Annotated in this window: 4 protein-coding genes; 3 read left to right on the forward strand and 1 reads right to left on the reverse strand. The window is 48.4% G+C overall.

Translation table 11 applies throughout. From position 1 onward, the window contains the following. From A2517_RS09050 to A2517_RS09060, 3 genes are all read left to right on the forward strand, one after another. Positions 1–500, forward strand: a 500-nt coding sequence (locus A2517_RS09050; RefSeq protein WP_294896262.1) for a putative dsRNA-binding protein, incomplete at its 5' end; no start/stop codon positions are given. Continuing rightward, on the forward strand, positions 497–1,570 hold the full coding sequence (gene aroC / locus A2517_RS09055) for a chorismate synthase (protein ID WP_294896264.1): 1,074 nt from the start codon (positions 497–499) through the stop codon (positions 1,568–1,570). The genes A2517_RS09050 and aroC, both read left to right, overlap by 4 nt. 48 nt (positions 1,571–1,618) lie before the next feature. Further along, the gene (locus tag A2517_RS09060; protein WP_294896266.1) at positions 1,619–3,082 is read left to right on the forward strand and encodes a PhoH family protein; all 1,464 of its coding nucleotides are present in this window, start codon (positions 1,619–1,621) and stop codon (positions 3,080–3,082) included. A 41-nt stretch (positions 3,083–3,123) separates the two neighbouring features. Here A2517_RS09060 and A2517_RS09065 read toward each other — a convergent pair. Then, positions 3,124–3,380 (reverse strand): NifU family protein (locus A2517_RS09065; RefSeq protein WP_294896268.1); only part of this gene is annotated, 257 nt, incomplete at its 5' end.

The following is a 3,380-nucleotide window of genomic DNA, read 5'->3' on the forward strand; positions in this document are numbered from 1 at the left end:
CGTTCGATGAGGGAAAACTCTCCAAGATGCGCGCTTCTCTTGTTAACGAGGGGGGATTTACCTCTCTGGCTATCTATCTGAAATTGGGGGAGCATATTTTTCTCTCCAATGCCGAAGAGAACAACAGCGGACGAACCAAAAGTTCTCTCCTCTCCAATGCTTTTGAGGCACTTATGGGGGCTATCTACCTCGAAACGGGTCTCCAAAAAGTTCAAGAGATCACGATCGAACTTCTCGAGCATGTCCATCCCGATATTTCGCTCGATTCCCTCTTCAAAGATTACAAAACCTCTCTCCAAGAGCTGACCCAAGCCCACTACGGTACAACTCCCGAATATCAGCTCATCGCCGCTCACGGCCCCGATCACAAAAAAGAGTTTGAAGTGGCCGTCATCATCGACGGCAAGCGATACGCCTCCGCTCAGGGAAAAAGTAAAAAGCAGGCGCAACAAGAAGCGGCACAAATCGCCCTTGAAATGCTGAGCAAGGAGCTTAAATGAACCGGTTTGGTGAACGATTTACAATGACCACCTTCGGTGAGTCCCACGGAAAAGCGATAGGGTGTGTACTTGATGGTGTTCCTGCGGGACTCGCCATCGATGAAGCCTTTATCCAAAGCGAGTTGGATCGTCGCAAACCGGGACAAAACGAATTTGCCACCGCCCGCAAAGAGGAGGACAAGGTCGAAATCCTCAGCGGTGTTTTCGAAGGGCTCAGTACCGGAACCCCGATTACGTTAGTCATTTACAACACCGACCAAAAAAGCGGCGACTACTCCAATGTCAAAGATATTTTTCGCCCTGGACATGCCGATTTCACCTATTTTCACAAATACGGCCTCCGTGACTATCGCGGCGGCGGACGCTCAAGTGCACGGGAAACAGCGGCGCGCGTTGCGGGGGGTGCAGTGGCTAAATTAATGCTCAAATCTCTCGGGATAGAGTTTGCGAGCGGTATCAGTGCTATTCACGGTATCGAAGCCCAATCTCTCGATTTTAATTATCCGAAAAGTAGCCCCATCTATGCTCTCGATAAAAACGTCGAAGAGGCTCAAAAAGCGGCGATTTTGGAAGCTAAAAACGGACATGACTCAGTCGGCGGTGTCGCTACGATCAAAATTTCAAACCTCCCTATCGGATTGGGGCAAGGGCTTTATTACAAACTCGATGCCGTATTGGCAGAAGCGATGATGGGGATCAATGCCGTTAAAGCGGTGGAGATCGGAGAGGGGATTCACAGTTCAGAGCTTCTCGCCAGCCAAAATAACGACCCTATCACCCCTGAGGGTTTTAAATCCAACCATGCAGGGGGGATTTTGGGCGGTATGAGTAACGGTGATGATGTAGTGTTGCGTGTCCACTTCAAACCGACCCCGTCGATCTTTATCGACCAAGAGAGCACCAATACCTCCAACGAAAGCGTTAGCGTCTCTCTCAAAGGGAGACATGATCCCTGCGTCGCCGTGCGCGGTTCGGTTGTTGCCGAGTCGATGGCAGCACTTGTAGTTGCCGATATGATACTCCTTAACATGGGTTCTACGATGAACGGTATCAAGAATTACTACACTTAAGATTAGTTTTGCTACCATAGAGAATTCCTATAAAAAGGGTTCTTTGTGATGAGTCCAACTCAAAACTGCTACCTCCTCGATACGTCCGTTATCCTTGATGACCCCACCAACATTTTACGAATCAGTGATGAAAATCACAACGGTATCGTTATAACCAACATTGTTTTGGCTGAACTTAACAGCAAAAAAGATGACATGCGCTCCGAAGCGGGGTTTCAGGCACGCGAATTTTTTCGTCTTGCCGATGCGGCGTGGGGCGAACCCATCAGCTTTATAGAGCTTCCCGAATGCGTCCGCAAGCATGTTGATGTAGAAGAGTGCAAAAATGACCGCTACTATCGTTTAGCTCTCAATTATGATCGCTCCCTTCACGGCGGAGAAGCGAATCTCATCGATCTCTTTATCGTCCACCGAGAACACTATCGTGTCGCTCACAACTTCTCCGAACCCAAAGGGATCAATGATGCCAAGATCGGTGAGATTGCCGATGATTACGATCTCACCCTCCTCAGCAATGACATGTCATTTCGTATTGCCGCCGAGATTCGGGGAATCCGCACCCAAAGCATCCGAAACAGCAGTGTAGAAGCACCGGAACAAATCGACTTTACCTACACCTACGAGTACGAAGAGACTCCCGCCCTCCCCGCAGATGCAGTTCATCACAATTTTGACCAACTCACGTTTGTCCAAAAAGCACGCAGTACCACCTCAGAGATGTACGAAACGGGGATTCAACGTCACGCTTTTAGTTTCAACAACCAAATTGAATGGTGTGATTTTGATCGCCGCTTCGGGGAACATTTTAACGAAGAGCTTGTCCGTCCCCTTAATCTGGAGCAAAAATTCTACTATGCGATGATGACCCATCCACAAAACTACGTTAGCGTCGTCTCAGGCTCTACCGGATCGGGAAAAACCCTTGTCGCCCTCCAAGCGGGACTGGAGCTGGTCGAAGAGGGGATTGTCGAGGGGATTGTTTATGCCCGTAACACCGTCACCTCCAACGATCAGCAAGCAGAGCTCGGATTTCGTAAAGGGGATGAAGAACAGAAACTCGGATACTTCATGTACCCTCTCTATGCGGCGGTCAATTTCACCATCGAGCACCAAAGCAAACGCTCCATCGACGCGCGGGTCGAGTATACCGGCACTACAAACTCGGTCAAACGGGAAAATGCAACCGAAGTGTTTATGAAAAAATACAACATCGAAGTGATGGACATCGCCCACTTGCGAGGGACGACCATATCACGCAAATTCGTTATCATCGATGAAGCCCAAAATATGACCAATGCGACCCTAAAACTCATCGGAACCCGTATGGGAGATGAGACACGTCTCGTCGTTATGGGTGACCCCGGACAAATCGATCATCCCTTCCTCTCCAAACGACGCAATGCCCTTGTCAGCTTGCTTAACAAAGCACAGCATAATAACTTTATTGCGGGGATTCAGTTGAGACATACGATTCGGTCTCAAGTAGCCGATTGGTTTGATAAAAATTTTTAACAAAGAGGTTCCCGCAGTAGCGGGAATCTAAAGAGAGTTTATTAAATCGGTAAAACGCGGATTTTTTGAGAGAGTTTTTCTTTGAGTGTCGCTTCGATAGCGTACAATGTCCCCGTACTTGAACTTGCACAGCCGTTACAAGCCCCTAAATAGCGAATATAGACATCGATATAATCAGGGGAATCCTTGATATCGATAACCTCCATATTTCCGCCGTCCATAATCAAGAACTGACGAATCGACTCGTCCACAACGCTGTCAATCGCTTTGATCTTCTGAACCAACGTCATCGCTTCGA

It is taken from the genome of Sulfuricurvum sp. RIFOXYD12_FULL_44_77 (assembly GCF_001830725.1).
Classification (GTDB): domain Bacteria; phylum Campylobacterota; class Campylobacteria; order Campylobacterales; family Sulfurimonadaceae; genus Sulfuricurvum; species Sulfuricurvum kujiense_A.